This window comes from Sporosarcina sp. FSL W7-1349 (assembly GCF_038003045.1).
Lineage (GTDB): Bacteria > Bacillota > Bacilli > Bacillales_A > Planococcaceae > Sporosarcina.
The window spans coordinates 1,514,570-1,540,745 of sequence record NZ_JBBOOK010000001.1 but is presented as its reverse complement, the minus strand read 5'-3'; the positions used below and the strand labels follow the sequence as shown (position 1 = coordinate 1,540,745).

25 protein-coding genes and 1 other annotated feature are annotated in these 26,176 nt (G+C 49.3%); all 25 genes read left to right on the top strand.

The annotated features are described in order from the left end of the window. Window positions 1-8: 8 nt before the first annotated feature. The 25 genes from MKY41_RS07655 (at window position 9) to pyrF (ending at window position 26,174) form a co-directional block, all read left to right on the top strand. Window positions 9-728 (top strand): DUF881 domain-containing protein, encoded by a 720-nt coding sequence (locus MKY41_RS07655; protein ID WP_340744469.1) that lies wholly within the window; start codon window positions 9-11, stop codon window positions 726-728. Window positions 729-730: 2 nt separating this feature from the next. After that, window positions 731-1,102 carry a small basic family protein gene (locus tag MKY41_RS07650; protein WP_340744468.1) on the top strand — a complete coding sequence of 124 codons (372 nt, stop codon included), beginning with the start codon at window positions 731-733 and terminating at the stop codon, window positions 1,100-1,102. A 94-nt stretch (window positions 1,103-1,196) separates the two neighbouring features. Next, window positions 1,197-2,480, top strand: a complete 1,284-nt coding sequence (gene ftsA, locus MKY41_RS07645; RefSeq protein WP_340744467.1) for a cell division protein FtsA — start codon at window positions 1,197-1,199, stop codon at window positions 2,478-2,480. 45 nt (window positions 2,481-2,525) lie between these two features. After that, window positions 2,526-3,680 (top strand): cell division protein FtsZ, encoded by a 1,155-nt coding sequence (ftsZ, locus tag MKY41_RS07640; RefSeq protein WP_340744466.1) that lies wholly within the window; start codon window positions 2,526-2,528, stop codon window positions 3,678-3,680. 576 nt (window positions 3,681-4,256) lie between these two features. Further along, entirely contained in the window at window positions 4,257-5,111 is an 855-nt protein-coding gene (locus MKY41_RS07635; RefSeq protein WP_340744465.1) for a sigma-E processing peptidase SpoIIGA, read from the top strand. Then, window positions 5,101-5,811 (top strand): RNA polymerase sporulation sigma factor SigE, encoded by a 711-nt coding sequence (gene sigE / locus MKY41_RS07630; protein ID WP_340744464.1) that lies wholly within the window; start codon window positions 5,101-5,103, stop codon window positions 5,809-5,811. Before MKY41_RS07635 ends, sigE begins: the two co-directional genes overlap by 11 nt. A gap of 92 nt (window positions 5,812-5,903) precedes the next feature. Then, window positions 5,904-6,689 carry an RNA polymerase sporulation sigma factor SigG gene (sigG, locus tag MKY41_RS07625; RefSeq protein WP_340744463.1) on the top strand — a complete coding sequence of 262 codons (786 nt, stop codon included), beginning with the start codon at window positions 5,904-5,906 and terminating at the stop codon, window positions 6,687-6,689. 214 nt (window positions 6,690-6,903) lie between these two features. Then, a complete protein-coding gene (locus MKY41_RS07620; protein ID WP_340744462.1) occupies window positions 6,904-7,149 on the top strand; it encodes a PRC-barrel domain-containing protein in 246 nt (81 codons plus the stop codon). A gap of 63 nt (window positions 7,150-7,212) precedes the next feature. Continuing rightward, window positions 7,213-7,911 (top strand): YggS family pyridoxal phosphate-dependent enzyme, encoded by a 699-nt coding sequence (locus MKY41_RS07615; RefSeq protein WP_340745656.1) that lies wholly within the window; start codon window positions 7,213-7,215, stop codon window positions 7,909-7,911. Then, complete coding sequence (locus MKY41_RS07610; protein WP_340744461.1) at window positions 7,908-8,360, top strand: cell division protein SepF; 453 nt, start codon at window positions 7,908-7,910, stop codon at window positions 8,358-8,360. Before MKY41_RS07615 ends, MKY41_RS07610 begins: the two co-directional genes overlap by 4 nt. Before the next feature lie 26 nt (window positions 8,361-8,386). Beyond that, complete coding sequence (locus tag MKY41_RS07605) at window positions 8,387-8,671, top strand: YggT family protein (protein WP_340744460.1); 285 nt, start codon at window positions 8,387-8,389, stop codon at window positions 8,669-8,671. A gap of 30 nt (window positions 8,672-8,701) precedes the next feature. Further along, a complete protein-coding gene (locus MKY41_RS07600) occupies window positions 8,702-9,478 on the top strand; it encodes a YlmH family RNA-binding protein (protein ID WP_340744459.1) in 777 nt (258 codons plus the stop codon). 88 nt (window positions 9,479-9,566) lie between these two features. Then, on the top strand, window positions 9,567-10,076 hold the full coding sequence (locus MKY41_RS07595; protein ID WP_340744458.1) for a DivIVA domain-containing protein: 510 nt from the start codon (window positions 9,567-9,569) through the stop codon (window positions 10,074-10,076). A gap of 117 nt (window positions 10,077-10,193) precedes the next feature. Further along, window positions 10,194-10,413, top strand: a binding site (T-box leader). Between the two features lie 71 nt (window positions 10,414-10,484). Further along, window positions 10,485-13,247, top strand: coding sequence for an isoleucine--tRNA ligase (ileS, locus tag MKY41_RS07590; protein WP_340744457.1), 2,763 nt, complete (start codon window positions 10,485-10,487; stop codon window positions 13,245-13,247). A 399-nt stretch (window positions 13,248-13,646) separates the two neighbouring features. Continuing rightward, window positions 13,647-14,129, top strand: a complete 483-nt coding sequence (lspA, locus tag MKY41_RS07585; protein WP_340744456.1) for a signal peptidase II — start codon at window positions 13,647-13,649, stop codon at window positions 14,127-14,129. Then, window positions 14,130-15,044 carry an RluA family pseudouridine synthase gene (locus MKY41_RS07580; protein ID WP_340744455.1) on the top strand — a complete coding sequence of 305 codons (915 nt, stop codon included), beginning with the start codon at window positions 14,130-14,132 and terminating at the stop codon, window positions 15,042-15,044. It abuts the gene before it with no gap. A 245-nt stretch (window positions 15,045-15,289) separates the two neighbouring features. Beyond that, window positions 15,290-15,832, top strand: a complete 543-nt coding sequence (pyrR, locus tag MKY41_RS07575; protein WP_340744454.1) for a bifunctional pyr operon transcriptional regulator/uracil phosphoribosyltransferase PyrR — start codon at window positions 15,290-15,292, stop codon at window positions 15,830-15,832. Window positions 15,833-15,858: 26 nt separating this feature from the next. Further along, a complete protein-coding gene (locus MKY41_RS07570) occupies window positions 15,859-17,145 on the top strand; it encodes a uracil-xanthine permease family protein (RefSeq protein WP_340744453.1) in 1,287 nt (428 codons plus the stop codon). 190 nt (window positions 17,146-17,335) lie between these two features. Continuing rightward, window positions 17,336-18,214: an aspartate carbamoyltransferase catalytic subunit gene (locus MKY41_RS07565; RefSeq protein WP_340744452.1), complete on the top strand. Its 879-nt coding sequence runs from the start codon at window positions 17,336-17,338 to the stop codon at window positions 18,212-18,214. 1 nt (window position 18,215) lies between these two features. Next, window positions 18,216-19,493 (top strand): dihydroorotase, encoded by a 1,278-nt coding sequence (locus tag MKY41_RS07560; protein WP_340744451.1) that lies wholly within the window; start codon window positions 18,216-18,218, stop codon window positions 19,491-19,493. Further along, window positions 19,493-20,593, top strand: a complete 1,101-nt coding sequence (locus MKY41_RS07555) for a carbamoyl phosphate synthase small subunit (protein WP_340745655.1) — start codon at window positions 19,493-19,495, stop codon at window positions 20,591-20,593. The genes MKY41_RS07560 and MKY41_RS07555 overlap by 1 nt, the downstream gene beginning before the upstream one ends. Further along, window positions 20,586-23,783 (top strand): carbamoyl-phosphate synthase large subunit, encoded by a 3,198-nt coding sequence (carB, locus tag MKY41_RS07550; RefSeq protein WP_340744450.1) that lies wholly within the window; start codon window positions 20,586-20,588, stop codon window positions 23,781-23,783. Before MKY41_RS07555 ends, carB begins: the two co-directional genes overlap by 8 nt. Next, complete coding sequence (locus MKY41_RS07545; RefSeq protein ID WP_340744449.1) at window positions 23,780-24,556, top strand: dihydroorotate dehydrogenase electron transfer subunit; 777 nt, start codon at window positions 23,780-23,782, stop codon at window positions 24,554-24,556. Before carB ends, MKY41_RS07545 begins: the two co-directional genes overlap by 4 nt. Then, window positions 24,553-25,467 carry a dihydroorotate dehydrogenase gene (locus MKY41_RS07540; RefSeq protein ID WP_340744448.1) on the top strand — a complete coding sequence of 305 codons (915 nt, stop codon included), beginning with the start codon at window positions 24,553-24,555 and terminating at the stop codon, window positions 25,465-25,467. The genes MKY41_RS07545 and MKY41_RS07540 overlap by 4 nt, the downstream gene beginning before the upstream one ends. After that, entirely contained in the window at window positions 25,464-26,174 is a 711-nt protein-coding gene (pyrF, locus tag MKY41_RS07535) for an orotidine-5'-phosphate decarboxylase (protein WP_340744447.1), read from the top strand. Before MKY41_RS07540 ends, pyrF begins: the two co-directional genes overlap by 4 nt. Window positions 26,175-26,176 lie beyond the last annotated feature (2 nt).

The window sequence follows — 26,176 nt, the reverse complement described above, 5'->3', positions numbered from 1 at the left end:
GTGGGTGGATGAAAAAAAGAATTCAATGGCAGTTTGTATTGATTCTCCTGATTGTCGGGTTCATGACAGCCGTCCAATACAATACGATGAAAAACCCGGAAGAACGGGATACGCGAGATCTTTGGGCCATCCGCAACGATTTAGCGGCCGAACAGAAACTTCATTCCGAATTATTGTCCGAAATCCGAGATTTGGACAAGACCATCGTCACGTATAAAATGCTGGGTGAAGATGATACGGGGAAGGCGCTAACCGATACGGTGGACAAGCTGAACCGGCAGGCCGGCATGACCGAGATTGAAGGCCCGGGCATCCTCATAGAAGTGAAGCCCTCGCCGGAAAGCGTGGCATATGGCCTCCCGATTAACGGCGTTTCTCCCGACTTGCTGACCCGGTTCGTCAATGAAATCAACCGGTTCAAATGGGGGGCGCTGGAGATTGACGGAAAGCGATACACCTTATTAAGTTCCATCCGGGACATTAACGGCACCACAACGGTCAACGGGTTGAACGTGTCCACGCCCCCCTTTTCAATAAAGATTATTTCCCAAACATTGGAAGACAGTGAGAAACTATACAATTATCTACTGGCTTCGTCAATACAGGATGATTTTTATCTTGAAAATCTCATTCTCGATATCGGACAACCGACCGCCTCGATCCGGATTCGGGGTGGAGCGGAAGAATTTGAAAACCGGTTCTTAAAAGAATTGCCGAAAGGGGAATGACCATGTGGTTGCCATTGCTCGGGCTGATCATCGGGATCACGCTCGGCCTGTTGTCAGATATTCAAATACCGCAAGTGTACGGCAACTACTTATCCATCGCCGTATTAGCCGCCTTGGATACGTTGTTCGGCGGCATCCGGGCGCATTTGCAGCAAGTGTATGATGATAAAGTTTTCGTCTCGGGATTCTTTTTCAATATTGCCCTTGCTGCCGGACTGGCGTTCTTGGGCGTCCATCTCGGGGTGGACCTCTATTTGGCCGCCGTCTTCGCTTTTGGCGTTCGGCTATTTCAAAATATAGCGGTCATCAGAAGGATTCTTCTAGTCAAATGGGAGGAAAGAAGCAAAGTTTCAAATGTAAAAGGTTCGGAGTAAAAGGATTTAGAACGAAGATGTCGAAAATATTTAGACAATACGTCTCGAATGCAATAGAATGGGATGTAAGAGTCGCTATCGGAGGTGCCATGAATTGAGCCAATCACAATTATACGTTTCACTTGATATAGGTTCTTCATCGGTCAAGGTGCTGATCGGTGAAGTGGATGGCGAATCCCTGCATGTGATAGGGGTTGGCAATGTCCAATCAGCAGGAATCCGCAAAGGGACAATCGTCGATATCGATGCGACTGTCCAGTCGATCCGGAAAGCGATCGATCAGGCGGAGAGAATGATAGGGATGCACATACGGGAAGTCATCGTTGGAATTCCCGCAAATGGCGTCCATTTGCAAGATGTGAAAGGCGTCGTGGCCGTCAACTCGGAGAACCGTGAAATTACGGATGATGATTTGGATCGTGTTATGAAATCGGCACAAGTGATGTCGGTTCCACCTGAACGCGAGATTGTCAACATCATTCCGAAACAGTTCATCGTGGATGATTACGACGAGATAAAAGATCCGAGAGGCATGATCGGAGTACGGCTCGAAATGGATGGCACACTCATTACTACTTCGAAAACGCTCGTGCATAATATATTGCGTTGTGTAGAACGCGCCGGACTCGTCATCCGGGAGATTTACCTTCAGCCCCTGGCGGCAGGCACATTTGCCTTGACGGATGATGAAATGAACCACGGTACAGCCTATATTGACATCGGTGGGGGATCGACGACGATTGCCCTGTTCGATGAAGGCCGCCTGAAGGCAACAACGGTTGTCCCGGTCGGAGGGGACCATATTACAAAGGATCTTTCCATTGTTTTGAAAACGCCGACCGAACAAGCCAGGAAAATCAAACACCAGTATGGACATGCTTTTTACGATGACGCTTCGGATGACGAACTTTTCGAAGTTCCGGTAATTGGAGCAGATTCGAAAGATCAATATAGTCAACGATACATATCGGAAATTATTGGCGTCCGATTGGAAGAGCTCTTTGATTTGATTTTGGAGGAATTGTTCCGGATGGGCGTGCGTGATTTGCCCGGCGGTGTCGTGTTAACCGGAGGAATCACCAAGCTGGACGGGATTCTTCAACTAGCAAGGCATGTATTGAAAACTAGAGTCCGCGTCCATACGCCGGAATATATCGGCGTCAGAGAACCGATGTATTCCACCGCAGTAGGTTTGATCCGCTACGCGCATATGCAAGATATGTATTTCGGGCATGTGCAGGATTCACCTACAGCTACTATGGAAGCGGAAGAAACGGTTCCGGCATCCGGCATGAAAAAGAAGCCGGCCGAACGTAAGGAAAATAAGCCGGGGCTCATGACAAGAGCTAGAAAAATATTCGACAACTTTTTTGAATGATAGGGAGCTAAGGACTTCAGTAGAGATAGGTCAGGAGGAGAGATCATGCTGGAATTTGATACGAATGTTGATGCACTAGCGGTCATCAAAGTAATTGGTGTCGGCGGTGGAGGAAATAATGCAGTAAATCGAATGATTGAACATGGCGTACAGGGCGTGGAATTCATTGCGGTTAATACAGACGCGCAAGCTTTGAATCTATCGTCCGCGGAAGTAAAGTTGCAGATCGGGGCGAAATTAACACGCGGTCTGGGAGCTGGCGCAAATCCGGAAGTCGGCAAAAAAGCGGCCGAGGAAAGCAAGGAGCAGATTGAAGAAGCGCTGCGCGGCGCGGATATGGTATTCGTCACTGCCGGCATGGGAGGCGGAACGGGGACAGGGGCTGCTCCAGTCATTGCGCAAATTGCGAAAGACCTCGGCGCTCTTACAGTCGGTGTCGTAACGCGTCCATTTACGTTCGAAGGGCGCAAACGCTCGACTCAGGCAATTGGCGGAATAACGGCGATGAAAGAATCCGTCGATACGTTGATTGTCATCCCGAATGATAAATTGCTCGAAATTGTAGATAAAAACACGCCGATGCTAGAGGCATTCCGCGAGGCGGACAATGTATTACGCCAAGGGGTTCAGGGGATCTCGGATTTGATCGCGGTCCCGGGTTTGATCAACTTGGACTTTGCCGACGTCAAAACGATCATGTCCAACAAAGGTTCAGCCTTGATGGGAATCGGGTTGTCCACAGGGGAAAACCGGGCGGCGGAAGCGGCGAAAAAGGCGATTTCCAGCCCGCTCTTGGAAACATCCATCGACGGAGCGAAAGGGGTGCTCATGAATATTACGGGCGGCTCCAATTTAAGCCTCTTCGAAGTACAGGAAGCGGCCGATATCGTCGCCTCCGCATCGGATGAAGATGTCAATATGATCTTCGGTTCGGTCATCAATGATAATCTGAAGGACGAAATCGTCGTCACCGTCATCGCGACCGGCTTCAGCGAAGAACAGCTGAGCCAAGCAAGACCGGCTAGAAGCTCCGGCTTCGGAACAAACCGCGTCCGCGAACCGGAACCGAGAGAGCAACCACCGATGCGCGAGCGCCGGGAAGAAGCACCATCCTATCAGGAGCCGGTGCGCCAACAGCAAACTCACCAACAAGAAGACGCGCTGGACATCCCGACATTCCTCCGCAATCGTCGCAGATAAGAGAACAATATAAACTGCCCTGCAGCTAACTTTGCCTGCAGGGCAGTTTTTTGCCGTATTTATCCCGTGGAAAGGAAAATTTGCCTTTCCTCCGTCAATTGTAAAAGTTCTTTGCGAAAGCCATGTAGATTAATCCTTCCTACAACATTTTTAAAGAATTTCCAACAACCCCCCTGAACTTCCCAATAACCCAGGGGAAACCTCGAAACGTTCTCTCCAAACTTCGCAATGTTTCTACCGATGTTCCCAACGTTTTCCCGACTTCTAAACGTTATCAAGGAACTTCACAAGGTTTACCCCAAACTTCATAACAAAAAAAGAAACCTCGAAACGCTACCTTGCAACCTCGCAACGTTTCTCCCGAAGTTCCCAACGTACTCCTCACCTCACAACGTTTCTCCCAAAGTTCCCAATGTCCCTCCCCAACCAAGACATGCGCTTTCCTCCAAAAAATTCATTCCCCAATAAACCCTCTCCCGCAGAGTATGTCGAATATTTCTTGCGAACCTGTCCTCAATCCGACAAACATTTCAAGGCAAGGGTGGTATCGTTAACGACAAGGAGGGCGGGCGGTCTATGTATGGAGAACTCATCGTCGGCATCAATATGCTCTTCAACTATATCATTCTGTCATTTGCCAATAAGGTGGGGCCCATCCAAGCGAGTCGGGGACGCCTACTACTCGCTTCTTTTGCGGGAGCTCTCCCGGTCGTCGTCTTTCCTTCCTCCACATTTGTCATCTTTCTCTCCTTCTTTGGCATGACCGTATGCGCTTTCGGGGCAGCATCGCAAAAATGGAGAAGGTCTGCCTCCGTGGCCTTGATCGGCGGTTTGTTTGCGGGTGGGGCCTTGACTGCCATCCCTCTCCGATTCGGGACGGTGAATGAAACATTATGGGTATTGGCGTATGCCAGCGCGGCCTATGTCTCGCTCGCCTACATGAGGAAAAAATGGCTGGACATTCGGACAGCCAGTCAACTCGCCGATATGCGCGCTCCCTCCACGCTCCGAATTTGGGGTGCGGAAATGGAGGTGGAAGTGTTTGTGGATTCGGGAAATGCGTGTATGGAACCGTTGTCGGGCTCGCCTGTCCACTTTGTCTCCTTTCAAGCTGTCGAGAGCCATATTCCGGAGCCGCTGCGCCAGCCGTTGCTTGATTGGAATCCTGCTCAAACCGGTACATTGGCGGAATTCCCGGATCCTTACCGGAAGAATATGCGATTGATTCGCCTGATGACTGTCCAGGGGCAATCTTGGGCACTCGGATTTAAATTTGATCAATGGATGCTCGACGATGGGGAAGTGTTGCAACCGGGGTATATCGTACTGACACAGAACGACCGCCGTTATCCTGAAGGGGCTGCGGCCATATTGCACAGATCCGCAATGGAATCCATTAACCGGGAAAGGAGAACGAGGCATGCTGTCTAAATTAAGAATCTGGCTATCCAAATTGTTCGGCTTATTTAGAAGAAAACAAGGGACTTACTACATCGGGGGACATGAATCCCTTCCAAAGCCGCTGACCCGGGAAGAAGAAGCGGCTACACTCCGTGCTTTCATGGAGGGGGATATGAATGCTCGGGATACGCTGATCGAAAAAAACTTGCGGCTCGTCGTTTATATTGCAAGACGCTTCGATAATACGAACACTCATATCGAAGATCTGATCAGCATCGGCACCATCGGACTTATAAAAGCGATTGAGACTTTCAAAATGGATAAGAACATCAAATTGGCCACCTACGCCTCGCGCTGCATTGAAAATGAAATTTTGATGCACTTGCGGAAAACGAATCGGACACGCTCCGAAATCTCTTTTGATGAACCGCTTAATTCGGATGCGGATGGCAATGAATTATTATTGTCGGATATTCTTGGAACCGATGAACATATTATCATCGATGATGTGGAAAAGAAAATCGAAAGGCAGCATATGATCGAGGCGATCAGCACACTGGATGATCGCGAACGATATATTATGGAATGCCGCTTCGGTTTGACTGGCCAAATTGAAATGACGCAAAAAGAAGTGGCGGAACTCCTCGGCATTTCTCAATCTTATATTTCCCGACTTGAAAAGAAAATTATCTCCGATTTGCGGGAGCGCTTGAATCATCCAATCGCCTGATGGTTGAAATTGGCGGCGGACACTTCGCATATTCTGAACGGCTGCGGTTACACTACATCGTACAGTCATCACAGAATGCGGAGGCAGAGAAAATGGTACGTACAAGAGTAGAGATATGCGGAATCGATACATCTGAATTGCCATTACTCACAAACGAAGTCATGCGGGAAACATTCATCCGGTTGCAAAGTGGAGATGCATCGGCGAGAGAAGAGCTGGTAATCGGGAATTTACGACTGGTTCTTAGTTTAGTTCAACGTTTTGCCTACAGAGGGGAACAGGCGGACGACCTCTTTCAAGTCGGTTGCATCGGCCTGTTGAAATCCATTGATAATTTCGATCTCAAACATAATGTCCGCTTTTCGACGTACGCGGTGCCGATGATCATCGGGGAAATCAAAAGACATTTGCGTGATCACCATGCGGTCCGGGTTTCAAGATCGCTTCGGGATATCGCCTATAAAGCCATACGGGCGAAAGAGCAATTTATCAATGACCATCAGAAGGAGCCGAAGATATCGGATTTAGCAGCAGCGACCGGGATTCCGGAAGATGATATTCTGTTTGCGCTGGATGCGATCCAAGATCCGATGTCACTCCATGAACCGATCAACGGCGATGGGGGCGATCCGGTATTTATGATGGACCAGCTTCAGGATAAAACGGTTTCCGAAGACAAATGGCTCACCTATGTATCGGTGAAAGAAACCGTCATGACGTTGGATGAAAGGCAACAGAAAATACTATCTAAACGATTTTATTTGGGCCAGACCCAAACGGAAATCGCCAAAGAGCTTGGCATCTCTCAAGCGCAAATTTCAAGGCTGGAGAAAAATGCAGTGAAAATCATTCGGAATGGAATCGAACATAAAACATGATGGGATAAGGCTGTCTCCAAGTAGTTTGGAGACGGCTTTTATTTATATACATTTTTAAAATTTGAACGAACTTAGGATCGTGTTTGAAGGAATATAGGCTGCCGTAATTTCCGCATAGAGCGCAAAAATACGGCAAAACGATTGCTTCGCTAATGCTGAAAATCCAAATCCTTTTTTTCCACTCCTTTGCATATATTCAAGTAGGAGGGGTGCTATGAGATTTTCGGATATCCAAAAAAAAGAAGTGATCGATGTGGAAAAAGGTGCTTTTCTAGGTTTCATCCAAGATGCGACTATCGATACTGCAGATGGCAAGGTGAAGTCCTTGCATGTCGGGGGAGGGGACCGAGGCGTGTTTTTCGATACACGGGATAAGGAAGTGAAAAAAGTGCCTCTTGGAGACATAGCCACCATCGGAAAAGATATCATCCTTGTTGGTCAAAAAGGATTGAAAAAATGACTTATCATTGATATGTCGAGGTTCCCTTGATACAATGATAGGAAAGAAAGATGAAAAGTAGTGATGACAGTGGGGAACCTCCAACAAAGAATTCAGCATATTGAACATACCATACAGGAAGCATGTGACCGGACAGGGCGGAAGCGTACCGAAGTGATGGTTGTGGCAGTGACGAAACAAGTTTCAGCCAAGAGGGCGGGCGAAGTATTGGCCGAGGGTATCCATGATCTGGGGGAAAACCGTCCCGAGGGATTGCTTGGAAAACAGCAGGAAATATCAGAAGGTGCCGTTTGGCATTTCATCGGGAACGTCCAAAGCAGGAAAGTGAAAGACGTTATCAATCAGATCGATTATTTACATTCGGTGGACCGATTAAGTATCGTCAAGGAAATCCAGAAGCGCGCGACAAAAACAATTGATTGCTTCGTGCAGGTCAATGTATCGGGGGAAGCTTCCAAATCCGGCGTAGCCCCGGAAGAACTTCAACAGTTTATCGAAGAGGCGGCGGCTTATGACAAAGTCCGGATTATCGGCTTAATGACTATGGCTCCTTTCACAGAGGACCAGGATCTCATCCGTAGCGTGTTCCGCTCGCTTCGGGAGCTGCGGGACGAAATGGCAGCCCAGCAGTTGGAACATGCCCCATGTACAGAATTATCGATGGGAATGTCTAATGATTACATCATCGCTATTGAAGAAGGTGCAACCCATGTCAGGATCGGTACGGCACTTGTCGGAGCAGAAAGCGAGGTAGACGCATGAGTATCAAAAAAAAATTTGAGAAATGGTTTTACCTTTATGATGAAGACGAGGAAGAAATCGAGGAGCCGGCTCGGCGGGAAGAGCGCCGCCCGGTACAGGAACAACCGAAACGGGTGACGCCGATCAGGAAGCAGCCGGTTGGAGAGCCACAACAATCGGCTACCGTCGTCAGCTTGCAAAGCATTCAAAAGTCCTCCAAAGTGGTGCTGATCGAGCCACGGGTATACGCAGAGGCACAAGATATATCCGAACATCTGAAAAACAAACGGGCGGTCGTGGTCAATCTCCAACGGATCGAACGTGACCAAGGAATCCGGATCGTCGATTTCCTGAGCGGCACGGTTTATGCCCTTGGCGGGGACATCCAGCGGATCGGCACAGATATTTTCCTATGCGTGCCCGACAATGTGGAAGTCGCAGGCGCCATTTCCGATTATTTTGAACGATGAAAATTGAATGAGGTGTACGTTTACTAATGGCAGCTATTATTCTTCTACATGATGCAATCATGGGGGCAATCCGGATCTATTCCATCCTGCTCATTATTTATATTTTAATGTCGTGGGTGCCCGCTTCGAGAGAAACGAAGTTTGGTGAGCTTCTTGGCAAGATCGCAGAACCCTATCTTGGATTTTTCAGGAAATTCATTCCACCACTTGGCATGATCGATATTTCACCGATTGTGGCATTATTCGCTTTGAACTTCATTTCGATGGGGATTAGCGAAATATTTAAAATGATCGTTTCCTCACTATTGTGAGGATTTTTCTTTAAGGAGCCGAAAAGGACAATGGAGACGCTTTTGCAGCATTTCAGAAAAGACGAACAGCCCTTCATCGAAATGGCGACAGGTTGGGTCCGGGAAGTGGAAAACGCCTATAGTCCAAAATTGACGGGATTCCTTGATCCGAGGCAACAATTCATCGTTGAGTCAGTTGCCCGGGGAGCCGGGATGTCAGTGAGTGCGTACGGTGCCTTTGAGGACGCGGAGCGTCAACGGCTCCTCCTGTACCCTGATTATTTTTCACCCGAACCGGATGATTTCCAAGTAACCGTTTTCAAGGTGCGCTATGCTACAAAGTTTCTGACATTGGAGCATCGTGACCTGTTAGGCGCATTGCTTTCTGTCGGACTCGACCGTTCCAAATTCGGTGATATTCGGCTAAATCAGGAAGAAGTCCAATTTTCCATCGCAAATGAAATTAAAGACTATATCGTAGTCAATTTGACATCCGTCGGAAAGGCGAAAGTGACAGTGGAGGAAGTGCCGGAAGCGGGGGACTGGATCATGGCTGCCGAAACTTGGAAGGAATCGACCTACACGGTCAGTTCGCTCCGGTTGGACGTGGTCGTGGCCGCCTTGACGAAAGCTTCTCGCCAAAAAGCGGCTGCCCTTATCCAAGGGGAACGTGTGAAAGTGAATTGGGCTGTGCGTGATCAGCCTTCCTTCGAGTTGCAGGAATCGGACATGCTTTCCATTAGAGGGGCCGGCCGTTTCAAAGTATCCGCTATTGAGGGCAGGACGAGGAAAGATAAGATTCGGCTGGTGATGGGCAAGCTGGAATAGTTTTCAGATAATAGGGCGAAATATGCTGTTTTCTCTACCGGCCACCATGTATAATGAAAAAAGGATTACAATAAGGGGAGATGCTTGGATGGCGCTTACACCGCTTGATATACATAATAAAGAATTCGGTCGCGGTTTCCGCGGCTATGATGAAGATGAAGTGAATGAGTTCCTGGAGCAGTTGGTGAAGGACTATGAGAATATTCTTGATGAAAATAGACAGTTGAAAGAGAAATTGAAACAATCGCAGGAGCAGATCTCCCATTTCAACTCCATTGAAGAGACATTGCAAAAGTCGATTTTGATTGCACAGGAAGCAGCGGAAGACGTCCGCCGCAACTCGATGAAGGAATCGAAATTGATTGTCAAAGAAGCGGAAAAGAATGCGGACCGGATCATCAATGAAGCCCTGTCACGTGCCCGTAAGATCTCGGTCGAAGTCGAAGACCTGAAAAAGCAATCGAAAGTATTCCGGAACCGCTTCAAGATGCTGATCGAAGCACAATTGGATCTAATTAAAGCGGACGACTGGGACCGGCTCCTCGAATATGAAATGGACACGGAGCGGCTTGAAGTTGCAGCCGATCAGGAAAACTGACTCATCTGAATCCAGCGGAGCTGAATTCGGATAAAGCCTCCTGACCAATTACGACAAAGCGTAATTGAATGCTTGACTGAATCGGTTTCCAACCATATAATTATTTGCATATATTCACAATAGGCGTTGAAAGAGAAAGTATTTTCCGAATTTAGGTACAGCGAGCCGGGGGCGGTGGGAGCCCGGTCCATAGATTGGAAATGAAAATCACTCTAGAGCTGGATGGCGGAATTGCAGTACGTCTTCCCGGAAACACCCCGTTATGGTGTCTGAGTGGCAGCAGGATTTATCTGCTGCAAGTAGGGTGGTAACGCGAGAATTAGGCCTCGTCCCTTTTATAGGGGCGGGGTTTTTGTGTTTTTATTCGACGATGGATAGCGATTTGACTATGTTAAGGAGGAATTATGAATGGATTACAAGGATACACTGCTCATGCCGAAAACGGATTTCCCGATGCGTGGGAATTTGCCGAACAATGAGCCGAAAATGCAGGAAAAATGGGAAGAGATGGACATCTATAAAAAGGTGCAGGAGCGGACAGAAGGCCGACCGTTTTTCGTCCTGCATGATGGCCCTCCATATGCGAACGGTGATTTGCATATGGGGCATGCCTTGAACAAAGTGTTGAAAGATATGATTGTCCGTCATAAGTCGATGACCGGTTTCCATGCGCCTTATGTGCCGGGCTGGGATACACACGGTCTGCCGATCGAGCAGGCGCTCGTCAACAAAGGCGTCAAACGGAAAGAGCATTCTGTGGCGGAGTTCCGTAAAATGTGTGAGGACTATGCGTATAGCCAAATCGATAGCCAACGGTCTCAATTCAAGCGGATCGGTGTCCGTGGTGACTGGGAAAATCCGTACATCACTTTGAAACCGGCGTTTGAAGCACGTCAAATCCAAGTGTTCGGCGATATGGCGAAAAAAGGATATATCTACAAAGGGCTCAAGCCGGTATATTGGTCGCCATCGAGTGAGTCGGCGTTGGCTGAGGCAGAAATTGAATACAAGGACAAGAAATCGCCATCCATTTACGTCAGCTTCCCGGTGAAAGACGGACGGGGCGTTCTGGACACTGATGTGGAATTCATGATCTGGACGACGACACCTTGGACGATTCCGGCGAACCTCGGGATTTCGGTTCACCCGGATTTCCAATACGCTATCGTCAAAGTGAAAGACCGGAAGTTTTTAATTGCCAAAGAATTGCTTGAAATGGTAGCTAAGGAAATCGGTTGGGAAGAGTATTCCGTGGAACGTGAGCTAAAAGGGTCGGAATTGGATCGTATCGTGGCGAAGCATCCGATTTATGACCGGGATTCCCTTGTCATGCTCGGGGAGCACGTCACGTTGGAAGCAGGGACCGGCTGTGTCCATACGGCGCCAGGCCACGGGGAAGACGACTTTTATGTATCCAAAGCATATGGAATCGACGCCCTTTCTCCGATCGATGACCGCGGTGTCATGACGGCGGAAGCTCCAGGATTTGAAGGATTATTCTATGACGATGCGAATAAAGCCGTCACGGAAGCGCTGGATAAAGCGGGCGCTCTTCAGCATTTATCCTTCATTACCCATTCGTATCCACATGACTGGCGGACGAAAAAACCGGTCATCTTCCGTGCGACTGCCCAATGGTTCGCTTCGATTGAATCGTTCCGGGATGAATTGCTGGAAGCAATCCGCAATACGAAGTTCACGCCTTCTTGGGGCGAGACACGCCTGTATAACATGGTTCGTGACCGGGGCGACTGGTGTATTTCACGACAACGGGTATGGGGTGTGCCAATTCCTGTATTTTACGCGGAAAACGGAGAATCGATCATTACTGATGAAACGATTGAACATGTTTCCAACCTGTTCCGTGAACATGGGTCGAATATTTGGTTTGAACGCGAGGCGAAAGATCTATTGCCGGAAGGGTTCAAGCATGAAGGAAGCCCGAATGGCCAATTCACGAAAGAAACGGATATCATGGACGTTTGGTTCGACTCAGGCTCCACTCACCAAGGCGTTCTTGTCGAACGGGACGATCTTGTCTATCCGGCTGACTTGTATTTGGAAGGGTCCGACCAATATCGTGGCTGGTTCAACTCCTCTCTTACAACAAGTGTCGCCATCAACGGGCATGCCCCGTACAAAGGCTTGCTAAGCCATGGCTTCACATTGGACGGCGAAGGGCGGAAGATGAGTAAATCACTCGGAAACGTCATCGTGCCTGCGAAAGTTATGAACCAACTGGGCGCTGACATCTTGCGTCTATGGGTATCGTCGGTCGATTATACGGCGGATGTCCGGGTTTCCGACTCCAACTTCAAACAGGTGTCCGAAGTATACCGGAAAATCCGGAATACGCTTCGCTTCCTGCACGGCAATACGTCGGACTTCAATCCGTCTACAGACGGCATTGCTTTCGCTGATTTGCGCCCTGTGGATCAATACGTCTACATTCGCTTGCAAGACTTGATCCAAGAGGTCCGGGAGGCGTATGACCGTTATGAATTTGCAGGTGTATACCATGCAGTGAACAATTTCTGTACTGGTGAGCTTAGTTCATTCTATCTCGATATCGCGAAAGATGTCGTATATATCGAAGGGGCGGATCATCCGCACCGCCGTGCAATGCAGACCGTCATGTACGAATCCCTCATGGCGTTGCTGAAATTGCTTGCACCGATCTTACCGCACACTGCGGATGAGATGTGGTGCTACCTCGAGCATGTGAAAGAGGAAAGTGTCCAATTGACGGATATGCCGGAAGCGCAAGATTTTGGAGAAAAGGCGGCACAACTTCGCGAGCGCTTCTCGACATTGATGTTGATCCGCGACGATGTCCTAAAAGCATTGGAAGAAGCACGGAATGCAAAAGTGATCGGAAAATCGCTCGAATCGAAAGTGACCGTAGCGCTGCCTGAAAACCTTCAAGGGGTATTCAATTCAACGGATATCGACTTTGCTCAATTCTTCATCGTGTCCCAATTCGTAGAAGGGGCAATCGATCAAATGCCGGAAGGAACATTGAAGCTCGACACAGTCAACGTGCTCGTTGAGAAAGCGGACGGGGAAAAATGTGAACGCTGCTGGACAATCTCCGAAACAGTAGGTTCGGATGAAACTCATCCCGCACTATGTGCTCGCTGTGCTGATGTAGTGAATAAATATTACGCATAATGCTATAAAGAATGAACAGATAACATGTGCTTAATGACCGTAGTTGCTTGGAGTGGAAGGCGGCGACTCCTGCGGGGTGAAGCGCGAATGGTGAGACCCCGCAGGAAAAGCCGTAATGCAGAACGGCTTTTGCGCCAAAAAGCAAAGCGTTTGGCAGCACGGGATGCCTTAATTTCTGCGAAATGCGCAGAAATACGGCAAATCGAACCCTTCGTTGTTCGATTGGCTCACCCGCGCCCCGCGGAAAGCGTCCGCCTGGAACGGAAAGCAACGGTTTGATGATAATGTTCATTTTATAAAGTCACAAAGCTGCCCGAATAGCCGGATAAGGCGCGGGCGGCTTTTTTTACCTTTCGTATGGTAGAATATAAACGAAACTGTCGGACGGAGGTTGTGGGATTGCTCATTTATTACGCAGTGGCGGTATTCGTGATCATCTTGGATCAATGGACAAAATGGCTCGTCGTACAAAACATGGAGCTGAATGAACGGATCGGAATCATGGAACCTTATCTAGGATTGCTGTCCCATCGGAATCGGGGAGCGGCATGGGGAATGCTCGAAGGCCAAATGTGGTTATTCTATATTGTGACGGTTATTGTCATTGGCGGCATCATTTATTTTTTCCATAAAGAAGCGAAAGGCTATCCATTGTTTGGCCTGAGCTTGATGCTTTTGTTGGGAGGAGCGATTGGGAATTTCATCGATCGATTATGGAGGAAAGAGGTCGTCGATTTTGTCGATGTCCTGATTCCCGTCATCAATTACGACTTCCCGATTTTCAATGTGGCGGATGCTGCGTTAACCGTAGGTGTGATTTTAATCATTTTCCATCTTTTCATGGATGAAATGAAGAATAAGAAAAAGGAAAAGGTGTCCTGAATGGGAAAAATTGAAATCGAAATTACAGAGGAACAAAAAGGAACCCGGATTGACAAGGCATTAAGCGAGCTTCAGCCGGAATGGTCTCGGACACAAATCCAGCAATGGCTGAAAAGTGGTCTTGTGTTGGTTGCCGATAAACCGGTGAAGCCGAATTATAAAGTGAATCCCGGAGAGATCATCCTTGTCGATGAGCCAGAACCGGAAGAACTGGACGTCGTGGCGGAAGATCTGGGGTTGGATATCGTGTATGAGGACAAAGATGTCCTCGTCGTCAACAAGCCCCGTGGCATGGTCGTCCACCCGGCTCCCGGCCATATGACCGGCACGGTCGTCAATGGATTGATGCACCATTGCACAGATCTATCGGGTATTAACGGAGTGCTTCGTCCCGGGATTGTCCACCGGATCGATAAAGATACTACCGGTTTGTTGATGGTGGCGAAGAACGATCAGGCGCATGTCTCCCTTGTGAATCAATTGGTGGAGAAAACGGTCACGCGCGTTTACACGGCGCTTGTCCACGGACATATCGCACATGATAACGGCACTATCGACGCACCAATCGGTCGGGATCCACGGGACCGGCAAAGCATGACTGTTGCGGACAACGGAAAACATGCCGTCACCCATTTCAAAGTGTTAGAGCGTTTCGGCGACTATACGTTAGTCGAATGCCGTTTGGAAACAGGGCGGACCCATCAAATCCGGGTTCATATGAAGTATATCGGTTTCCCGCTTGTCGGAGATCCGAAATACGGACCAAAGAAGACAATCGATTTCGGGGGCCAGGTCCTTCACGCGGGAACGCTTGGATTTACGCATCCTTCAACGGAGGAATATCTAGAGTTCAGCAGCCCTTTACCCGATGATTTCCAGCAACTGCTTGACGAGTTGAGAGAAGGGGAAATTTGACTGGACCCATTGATAAATTAATAAAGTGTACAACTTATTGACAAGCAAACAATACAGAGGTATACTGAACCAAGCAATTGAATAGCGATACCTTTAAAGTCAGTCCAGAGAGGCTGGGAAGGTTGCACGGAAGTGTACAGATGAACTGTTGCGCGCAGTTTCAGTGTACCGTTTTTTCTGCACGTATACCCTCCCGCCTACCAAGGCAGGGAGGTTTTTTTGTGAAATCAGAGGAGGGCAGGGCTATGACGGAAAAAGCAAATATATTGGACGAGCAGGCTATCAGTCGGGCGATCACGCGCATCGCCCATGAAATTATCGAACGCAATCGCGGAATCGATGATTGCATGCTCGTCGGCATCAAAACGAGAGGAGCCTTTCTCGCGGAACGGCTCGCAAAGAAAATTGAACAAATCGAGGGAAAATCGATTTTGACGGGGGAACTCGATATCACACTATATCGCGACGACTTGATGCTCAAGCATGGAACGAACGAACCTCTTGTCCAAGAGGTGGATATCCAGCATGATGTTGCAGACAAGAAAGTCGTCCTTGTTGATGACGTGCTCTACACCGGAAGGACAGTACGGGCCGCGATGGATGCCGTGATGGACCGCGGAAGGCCGGCTGCGATCCAACTGGCCGTGCTTGTCGACCGAGGACATCGGGAATTGCCGATCCGCCCGGATTTTGTTGGAAAAAACATACCGACGTCCAGCGACGAACGAGTCGTTGTCAGCTTACAGGAAGCGGATAACATGGACAGCGTCACCATTCATGAAAAATAAAAAGCGTCGCGGAGGAAAAGGAAATTATGAACGGAAAAGTTCTGGATGTGCATCAAAAGCCGCCTATCGATAAATGGCTTGCCTTAAGTTTGCAACATATGTTTGCAATGTTCGGAGCGACTATTTTAGTCCCGAAACTAGTCGGACTCAGTCCCGCCATCGCGCTGTTGACAAGCGGGATTGCAACGATTGTCTTTGTCCTAGTGACCGGCTTCAAAGTACCGGCATATCTCGGATCTTCGTTCGCCTTTATCGCACCGATCTTGGCTGCGACAGAAACGGGAGGCATTGGCAGCGCGATGATCGGAAGCATGTTCGTGTCGCTAGTCTATGCGATCATCTCGCTTCTCATATGGACCACCGGGTCGGCATGGATCATGAAACTGCTGCCTCCGATCGTGGTGGGGCCGGTCATCATGGTCATCGGGCTCGGAGTGGCGCCAGTAGCAGTCAATATGGCCAGCACGATTGAAGTGGGTGGCGAAAGCGTCTATAATCTGCTGCACTTCTCGGCAGCATTAGTTACATTAGCATCGGCCATTATCTGCCTTATGTTCTTTCGGGGAGTTATCAGCTTGATGCCGGTGCTGATCGGTATCATCGTCGGATACATCTACTCCGGATTCATCGGAATCCTCGATTGGCAACCGGTGCGAGATGCGGCTTGGCTGGAAATACCGGAATTCCTAATTCCCGGTGTCGATTATGAATTTGTCATCACGCCTACCTTGCTGCTAATCATGGTGCCGATATCGATTGTCACCATTTCTGAGCATATCGGCCACCAGCTTGTACTCGGCCGGGTTGTGGAAAAGGATTTCATCAAAGATCCCGGTCTAAACCGTTCAATCCTAGGTGATGGGCTTGGGACGCTGATCAGTGGCCTGCTCGGCGGGCCGCCAAAGACGACGTATGGGGAAAACATCGGTGTCATGGCGATCACCCGGGTGTACAGTGTCTACGTCATCATGGGGGCTGCCGTGTTTGCCATCATCTTCTCCTTCATCGGTAAAATGATGGCGATGATCCAGACTATCCCTACAGCGGTTTTGGGGGGAATTTCCATTCTCCTGTTTGGAATCATCGCGTCATCCGGATTGCGAATGCTCGTTGATCATAAGGTCGATTTCGGGAATCAACGCAACTTGGTCATCGCCTCGGTCATTCTGGTCATCGGTGTCGGAGGTGCGACCATCCAAGTGAGCGAGACATTCCAAATCGGCGGCATGGCGCTGGCCGCCATCGTTGGTGTCATCTTGAACCTTATTCTCCCAGGCAGAACAGATGAAAGCCTGGCGGATGAAACTGAATAACCCACACCTTTTAACATTATCCAGAGAGATATGGAAAGGTTCGTTTGCCGGACTCCTTTACGGGACTCCTGTATGCTGCTCGCGAGCCTTTCCAAAGAACGGAAAGGCTCTTTTTTGGGAGTATGATTGACTGGTAAAAGTCATGCACTTCTGTTGATCGTGTACGGTTTCAAAAATGGGAGGTATCTACATGGAACACTTAGTTTCAATGAAACAACTATCTGAAGATAGCATTATGGCGCTCCTCGAACGCGCAGATATTTTTAAAAAGTATGGAGGCCGGGAATTTCCCGGGAAATTTAAAGTGGCCAACTTGTTTTTTGAACCGAGCACGAGGACCAAAATGAGCTTTGAAATGGCCGAAAGAAAACTAGGCCTAGATATTCTGCCATTTGAATCCAGTTTTTCCAGCACTCTAAAGGGTGAAACCTTGTACGACACCGTGAAGACTTTGGAAGCGATCGGTTTGGACGCACTTGTGATCCGACACCCCTATAATGGATACTTCAAGGAACTCATCGGGAGAACTTCCGTTTCAATCATCAATGCAGGGGACGGAGCAGGCCAGCATCCGACGCAATCCCTCTTGGACCTGTTTACAATTTGGGAAGAGTTCGGGACGTTCAAAGGATTGAATATCCTCATTGCGGGGGATATAGCACATAGCCGTGTCGCTCGTTCCAATGCGGATGCTTTGACCAAATTGGGCGCCAATGTGAGATTCCTTTGTCCGGCTGAATGGGCAGGCGAATTCGATAGTGTGGATGACTGGGACGAAGTGCTTGAAACAAGCGATGTTGTCATGCTTCTCCGTGTCCAGCATGAAAGACATGAGTCACATGACGTATTCACCGAATCCAGCTACCATGAACGGTACGGGCTGACGGAGGAACGGTCGAAAAAGATGAAGGACCGAGCCATCATCATGCACCCGGGACCGGTGAACCGCGGTGTCGAGATAGCGGAAAGCCTGATCGAAAGTCCGAAATCGCGTATTTTCAAACAGATGGAAAATGGTGTGTATGTTCGGATGGCGGTATTGGAAGCTGTACTAAAAGGGAGGAATTGACATGAAAAAACTAATCCGAGGAGTCCGAATCTTAAACGAAGAAGGACAACTTCAACATACAGATGTAAAAATAACCGATGATAAAATTACCGAAATTGGTGCGGATCTTGCTCCGGAGGGTGCTGAAACCATAGAAGGGAACGGCCTGTTTCTCTCTCCGGGATTCATCGATGTCCACGTCCATTTGCGTGAACCGGGCGGAGAACATAAAGAAACTATCGCCAGCGGGACGTTAGCAGCTGCAAAAGGCGGCTATACGACGGTGTGTTCGATGCCGAACACCCGCCCTGTGCCGGACACGAAAGAAAATTTAGATTTTGTCAATGGTTTAATTGCCAAAAACGCTTTGATCCGTGTATTGCCATACGCCTCCATCACAATCCGCGAAGCAGGAAAAGAACGGACTAACTTGGCTGAACTGAAAGAGCATGGTGCGTTTGCTTTCACCGACGATGGGGTAGGTGTCCAGCAGGCCGGCATGATGTATGAGGCGATGCAAGACGCGGCTCAAATCGGTATGGCGATTGTCGCGCATTGCGAAGACAATACCCTCATCTATGGAGGTGCAATGCACGAAGGGAAGCGCAATAAGGAATTGGGCCTTCCGGGCATTCCATCCATTGCGGAATCTGTACATATCGCGCGTGATATTCTCCTTGCCGAGGCGGCGGGAGCCCATTATCACGTATGCCATGTCAGCACGAAAGAATCCGTCCGGACGATCCGGGACGCGAAGAAAGCAGGGATCCATGTGACGGCGGAAGTAAGCCCGCACCATTTGCTCCTTTGCGAAGATGATATTCCGGGAGATGACGCAGACTGGAAAATGAACCCTCCATTGCGAGGAAAAGAGGATTTGCTGGCGCTCCGCGAAGGTTTGCTCGACGGCACGATCGACTGCATTGCGACCGACCATGCCCCGCATACAGCGGAAGAGAAAAGTGTCGGAATGGAAAAAGCACCTTTTGGCATCACGGGATTCGAAACGGCGTTCCCACTCCTGTATACGAATTTCGTCAAGGAGGGGAAATGGACGCTGCAGCAATTGATTGATTGGATGACCGCAAAGCCGGCCGAAGTGTTCGGATTGCCGTATGGGAAGCTGGAAGTCGGAGCACAGGCAGACCTGGTTCTGATCGATCTGGAAAAAGAACAAGAAATCGACCGCAACACCTTCCTATCCAAAGGGAAGAATACACCGTTCGATGGCCAGCAATGTACAGGTTGGCCGGTTAAAACGATTTACGGCGGAAAAGTCGTCTGGGAGGATGCTGAATGATGAAAAAACGATTACTCATTTTAGAAGATGGCTCTATTTTTGAAGGAATCGCTTTCGGTTCCGATGAAGCTTCCATCGGTGAAACAACGTTTTCCACAGGAATGACAGGTTATCAGGAAGTCATTTCCAACCCATCTGCATGTGGACAGATTATTGTCATGACGTATCCATTGATCGGAAATTACGGCATTAATCGCGATGATTATGAATCGATCGATTTGGCCATTAACGGACTGGTCGTACGGGAATTGGCGGACGAGCCTTCCAACTTCAGAAGCAGCATGACGTTAGATGAGTTATTATCCATTAAAGGGATTCCGGGAATCCAAGGGATTGATACACGGAAATTGACTCGCCTCCTGCGGGATAAGGGCTCCTTGAAAGGGATCTTGACAGCGGCGGGAGAAGAACCGAACATCGAGGAAAAAATTGCGGAAGTACAAGCAACAACATTACCGACCGACCTAGTGGCACGGGTTTCGACAAGAAAATCCTATCCAAGCCCAGGCCGCGGCAAGCGGGTTGTCTTGATCGACTACGGTATGAAACATGGCATCCTTCGTGAATTGAATAACAAGGACTGTGACGTCGTAGTCGTGCCGTATAATACTTCATCTGAAGAAATATTGGCCCTCAGCCCGGATGGTATCGTCCTTTCCAACGGTCCCGGCAATCCGAAAGACGTGGAAGGCGCAGTGGATATCATCAAGGAATTGCTTGGCAAAGCGCCGATCTTCGGCATCGGACTTGGCCATCAACTGTTCGCGTTAGCTTGCGGGGCAAAAACTGTGAAGCTGAAAAACGGGCATAACGGAGGGAACCACCCGGTGAAAGAATTGGCAACCGGCCGGACTGAACTGACAGCCCAATGTCATGGCTACGCGGTGGACGAAGCATCACTCGCGGGAACAGGTCTGGAAGTGACCCATATCGCATTGAATGATGGCTCGATCGAAGGATTGAAAAGCGAACAATACCAAGCATTCTCGGTCCAGTTCCATCCGGAAGCATCGCCGGGCCCTGAAGATTCGATTCATCTGTTCGGAAGATTCACCGATTTCATGAAAACGAGCAACGGAAAGGAGCATACCAATGCCTAAACGTCAAGATATAGAAACGATCCTCGTCATCGGGTCCGGCCCGATCGTCATCGGCCAAGCGGCAGAATTCGACTATGCCGGAACGCAAGCCTGCCTTTCATTAAAAGAGGAAGGATACCGCGTCATTCTCATCAACTCGAACCCGGCTACGATCATGACCGACACGGAAATTGCGGATAAAGTGTATATCGAACCGATTTCACTCGAGTTCGTCAGCCGTATCATCCGTAAAGAACGTCCGGATGCCATCCTTCCGACACTCGGAGGTCAGACAGGCCTGAATATGGCGATTGAGCTGCATGAATCAGGCATTTTGGATGAACTAGATGTGGAAATCCTAGGTACGAAACTGGATGCCATCCATCAGGCGGAAGACCGCGACCTGTTCCGAACGTTGATGAATGAATTAGGTGAACCTGTCCCGGAAAGTGAAATTATCCATAATATTGAGGAAGCCCGTGCGTTTGTCGCGGAAATCGGCTATCCGGTCATCGTCCGCCCAGCCTTTACGCTCGGCGGAACAGGCGGCGGAATTTGCTACAACGACGAAGATCTAGAGGAAATTGTTGCAAGCGGATTGAAATATAGCCCGGTTACGCAATGTCTGCTCGAAAAATCGATAGCTGGCTTCAAGGAAATCGAGTATGAAGTGATGCGGGACTCCGCGGATAACGCCATTGTCGTTTGTAATATGGAAAATGTCGATGCGGTCGGTATTCATACAGGGGACTCCATCGTCGCAGCTCCGTGCCAAACAATGTCAGACCGGGAAAATCAAATGCTGCGCAATGTATCTCTGAAAATCATCCGCGCTTTGAAAATCGAAGGCGGCTGTAACGTCCAACTTGCTTTGGATCCGCATAGCTTCGATTACTATATCATCGAGGTGAATCCGCGGGTCAGCCGCTCATCCGCCCTTGCCTCAAAAGCGACCGGTTATCCGATTGCCAAGCTTGCGGCAAAAATCGCGGTTGGCTTGACACTAGATGAAATGATGAATCCTGTTACGGGGACGACATATGCTTGTTTCGAACCGACGCTAGACTATGTCGTTACGAAAATCCCGCGCTGGCCGTTTGATAAATTCGAATCGGCTAAACGGAATCTCGGAACGCAAATGAAAGCGACCGGGGAAGTGATGGCGATCGGCCGGACGTTCGAAGAGTCCATCTTGAAAGCGGTCCGTTCCCTTGAAACCGGCCAATTCGGGCTATCCCTGAAAAATGGCTCTGAAATGTCGGATGAATGGATTGAACAACGGATCCGACGTGCGGGCGACGAGCGCCTGTTCTTCATAGGCGAAGCGCTGCGCAGAGGGGTGACGGTTGAAACGCTTCATGACTGGAGCATGATTGACGTATTCTTCCTTCGGAAATTGGAGAACATCGTCAAGTTCGAGGCTATCTTGAAGGAAAACCCATTTGATGAAACTACCTTATATAAGGCGAAACGGATGGGATTCGCAGATGTGACAATCGCCGAATTATGGAATTCGGATGAGCGAGCCGTTTATGACTTCCGTAAAGAGCAAGGTATCATCCCAGTCTATAAAAAAGTGGATACGTGCGCGGGCGAGTTTGAATCGGATACACCTTACTTCTACGGAACATATGAAGAGGAAAACGAATTTATCCAATCCGAGAAGAAAAGTGTTCTCGTCCTCGGTTCCGGTCCAATCCGTATTGGACAAGGGGTCGAGTTCGACTATGCGACCGTTCACTCGGTTTGGGCGATTCAACAGGCGGGGTACGAAGCGATCATTGTCAATAACAACCCGGAAACCGTGTCGACGGACTTCTCAATTTCCGATAAATTATATTTTGAACCATTGACGCTAGAAGATGTCATGCACATCATCGACTTGGAACAGCCGGAGGGCGTCATCGTCCAATTCGGCGGGCAAACGGCCATCAACTTGGCGGCTGGTTTGGAAGCACGCGGTGTGAAAATCCTCGGAACTTCCTTGGAAGACATCGACCGTGCGGAAAATCGTGATAAATTCGAACGTGCTTTGCATGAGATCGGCATTCCGCAACCGCTTGGGAAAACAGCAGTCTCCGTGCCGGAAGCAGTAGGCATCGCCAATGAAATCGGCTATCCAGTTCTCGTTCGCCCATCTTACGTTCTTGGGGGCCGCGCGATGGAAATCGTCTACCGCGAAGAAGAATTACTTCATTACATGGAACATGCGGTGGAAGCAAGCCCCGAGCATCCGGTATTGATCGACCGATACTTGACGGGAACAGAAATCGAAGTCGACGCGATTAGCGACGGAACGAACGTCGTTATCCCAGGAATCATGGAGCATATCGAGCGGGCGGGTGTCCACTCAGGAGACTCAATTGCCGTATTCCCTCCACAAAACTTGACAGAGCGCCAAGTGGAAACATTGGTCGATTACACGACAAGATTGGCTAGAGGGTTAAACATCGTCGGCTTGCTGAATATCCAATATGTCATCTCGGATGGCGAGGTGTATGTCATTGAAGTGAACCCGCGTTCCAGCCGGACAGTGCCATTCCTTAGCAAGATTACGAATATCCCGATGGCTAACGTCGCGACGAAAGCCATTATGGGACAAACCATTACGGATCAAGGCTATAAAACAGGACTGGCTCCTGCTCCGGAAGGCGTCTATGTGAAAGTGCCTGTCTTCTCCTTCGCGAAACTGCGCCGTGTTGATATTACACTCGGACCTGAGATGAAATCGACCGGGGAAGTCATGGGGAAAGATACAACCCTCGAGAAAGCATTGTATAAAGGCCTGGTCGCAGCCGGCATGGAGATCAAAGGCCATGGTTCCGTCCTGATGACCGTTGCGGATAAAGACAAAGAAGAAACAATCAGCTTGGCTAAACGCTTCCGGAATATCGGCTATCATATTTTGGCGACGGAAGGAACGGCAAAAGCTTTGAAAGAAGCCGGAATCTCTGTAGAAACCGTGGAGAAAATCGGTTCGGAGGGACCAGACTTGCTCGATGTCATCCAAAAAGGCGAAGCGCAATTCATCATTAACACGTTAACGAAAGGGAAGCAGCCGGAACGTGACGGCTTCCGGATTCGCCGGGAAGCGGTGGAAAACGGCGTTCCATGCTTCACTTCCTTGGATACTGCGGAAGCGACTCTCCAAGTAATCGAATCGATGACGTTCCAAATGGAGGAAATGCCAAAGCAGGAGGTACCAGTATGATTATGCAAGATCGAATGACGGTGACAAGCCAACAACAATTGGCAAAAGCCATTTTTGAAATAAAACTATCAGGAAAATTGGTCGGGGAAATTACTTCCCCCGGCCAGTTTGTCCATATCCGTGTTTCGGATTCTTTTGAACCGTTATTACGGCGTCCGATTTCCATCGCTTCGATCAATCGGGAAGCGGGGGAAATGACACTTATATACCGTGCCGAAGGAAGAGGGACATCATTGCTGTCACAAAAACGTGTCGGGGATGAAGTTGATGTGCTCGGTCCGCTCGGCAACGGTTTTTCTGTGGACGAAACCGCTGCGGGAGAAACGGCAATCCTGATTGGCGGGGGGATCGGAGTGCCGCCGCTATATGAATTGTCGAAGCAATTGACGGCAAAAGGCGTCAATTGCATTCATGTCCTCGGCTTTCAAAGTGATGACGTTGTGTTTTATGAAGAAGAATTCAAAGCGCTGGGCGAAACTTACATCGTTACAGTTGACGGGTCTAAAGGGACGAAGGGCTTCGTGACGAACGTCATGACCGAGCTTCCGACAGAGTTAGCCACGTATTATAGTTGCGGGCCAATGCCAATGCTGGATGCGGTACAAAAAATGTACGAAGGCAAAAAAGGGTTTCTTTCATTCGAACAGCGGATGGGCTGTGGAATCGGTGCTTGTTTTGCTTGCGTATGTCAAACGACGGAAGAGACGGACAAAGCGTATATCAAAGTATGCTCGGACGGTCCGGTCTTCCCGGCAGGGGTGGTGGCGATATGAACAGATTATCAGTGGAATTGCCAGGGGTGCAGTTGAAGAATCCGATCATGCCGGCTTCCGGATGCTTCGGTTTTGGGAAAGAGTACGGCCAATTATATGACCTATCGAAACTTGGCGCAATCATGATCAAGGCGACGACGCTCGAAACGAGATTCGGCAATCCGACTCCGCGTGTGGCGGAAACGGCGGCGGGCATGCTGAACGCCATCGGACTGCAAAACCCGGGCTTGCACGGAGTTATGGAAAACGAACTGCCGTGGCTGGAGCAATTCGATGTGCCGATCATCGCCAATGTTGCCGGAACGGAAACAGAGGATTATGTCGAAGTGGCCAAGACGATTTCCACCGCTCCGAATGTCCAAGCGTTGGAATTGAACATCTCTTGCCCGAATGTAAAATGTGGAGGGATTACGTTTGGTACGGATCCGCAGCAGGCGCATGATTTGACGGCTGCGGTAAAGCAAGTTTCCGAAGTGCCGGTCTATGTAAAACTGTCGCCTAATGTGACGGATGTAAAAGAAATTGCATTGGCGGTGGAAGAAGCCGGCGCGGACGCTATCACGATGATCAACACACTCGTCGGCATGCGATTGAACCAGAAGACAGGACGCCCGATCATCGCCAACTTGACAGGAGGCTTGTCGGGTCCAGCGGTCAAACCGGTTGCCATCCGGATGGTGTATGAAGTGAGCCAAGTCGTCAATATTCCGATCATCGGCATGGGAGGCGTGGCGGAAGTGGAAGATGTCATTGATTTCCTTTCAGCTGGAGCAAGTGCCGTGGCAGTCGGAACGGCCAACTTCGTCAATCCGTTCGTCTGTCCGGAAATCATTGATCAATTGCCTGCGAAGTTGGATGAACTCGGCGTAGACCACATTTCGGAACTGGTGGGAAGGAGTCACCGACTATGAAAACATCTCCGATTATTGCCCTCGATTTCGATTCCGCTGAAAAGACGTTAGCGTTTTTGAAGGCGTTTGAAGGCGACCTCAATGTAAAAGTAGGCATGGAACTGTATTACAAAGAGGGACCTGCCATTGTGGCCAAGCTGAAAGAGGCTGGCTATGGCATCTTCCTTGATTTGAAACTGCATGATATTCCGAACACTGTCATGTCTGCGATGGCCGTACTTGCCGGGATGGGTGTCGATCTCGTCAACGTCCATGCGGCTGGCGGGAAACGGATGATGGAAGCCGCGTTGGAAGGGCTCGATAAAGGGACGCCGGCAGGTTCGAAACGTCCATCACTTATCGCAGTTTCACAGCTGACTTCCACGGATGAACGTCAAGTGCGGGAAGAGCAATTGATTGAAGTTCCGCTGAAAGATTCAGTCCTGCATTATGCCAAGCTGGCAAAAGAGGCCGGATTGGAAGGGGTCGTCTGCTCGGTTCATGAAGCGGGGGCCATTGCAGATGCTTGCGGTCCATCGTTCTTCAAAGTGACACCGGGCATCCGGATGGCGGATGGTGGACAACATGATCAGAAACGAATTGCAACGCCAGACGAGGCAAGAAAAGCCGGTTCGACTCATATCGTCGTCGGACGGGCCATTACGGGAGCAGCTGATCCGCGTGCGGCTTACGAACGCGTCAATGCCTTATGGAAAGGGACGGATTGATA